This window comes from Acinetobacter sp. YH12039, assembly GCF_013420015.1.
Lineage (GTDB): Bacteria > Pseudomonadota > Gammaproteobacteria > Pseudomonadales > Moraxellaceae > Acinetobacter > Acinetobacter amyesii.
The window spans coordinates 1-1006 of the sequence record NZ_VOZA01000146.1; the positions used below are offsets into that span (position 1 = coordinate 1).

Consider the following 1006-nt stretch of genomic DNA (forward strand, 5'->3'; position numbering starts at 1 on the left):
GTACCAGCGTACGGCCCACAGAATGATGTCACGCTGAAAATGCCGGCCTTTGAATGGGTTCATGTGCAGCTCCATCAGCAAAAGGGGATGATAAGTTTATCACCACCGACTATTTGCAACAGTGCCGATAAAAATATATCATCATGAACAATAAAACTGTCTGCTTACATAAACAGTAATACAAGGGGTGTTATGAGCCATATTCAACGGGAAACGTCTTGCTCGAGGCCGCGATTAAATTCCAACCTGGATGCTGATTTATATGGGTATAGATGGGCTCGCGATAATGTCGGGCAATCAGGTGCGACAATCTATCGATTGTATGGGAAGCCCGATGCGCCAGAGTTGTTTCTGAAACATGGCAAAGGTAGCGTTGCCAATGATGTTACAGATGAGATGGTCAGACTAAACTGGCTGACGGCATTTATGCCTCTTCCGACCATCAAGCATTTTATCCGTACTCCTGATGATGCATGGTTACTCACCACTGCGATCCCCGGGAAAACAGCATTCCAGGTATTAGAAGAATATCCTGATTCAGGTGAAAATATTGTTGATGCGCTGGCAGCGTTCCTGCGCCGGTTGCATTCGATTCCTGTTTGTAATTGTCCTTTTAACAGCGATCGCGCATTTCGTCTCGCTCAGGCGCAATCACGAATGAATAACGGTTTGGTTGATGCGAGTGATTTTGATGACGAGCGTAATGGCTGGCCTGTTGAACAAGTCTGGAAAGAAATGCATAAGCTTTTGCCATTCTCACCGGATTCAGTCGTCACTCATGGTGATTTCTCACTTGATAACCTTATTTTTGACGAGGGGAAATTAATAGGTTGTATTGATGTTGGACGAGTCGGAATCGCAGACCGATACCAGGATCTTGCCATCCTATGGAACTGCCTCGGTGAGTTTTCTCCTTCATTACAGAAACGGCTTTTTCAAAAATATGGTATTGATAATCCTGATATGAATAAATTGCAGTTTCATTTGATGCTCGATGAGTTTTTCT

The 1006-nt window shown here is 44.2% G+C and carries 1 protein-coding gene; it reads left to right on the forward strand.

Annotation, left to right across the window (positions count from 1 at the left end; genetic code table 11):
- Nucleotides 1–192: 192 nt before the first annotated feature.
- Nucleotides 193–1006 (forward strand): APH(3')-I family aminoglycoside O-phosphotransferase (locus FTT98_RS17940; protein ID WP_000018323.1); only part of this gene is annotated, 814 nt, incomplete at its 3' end.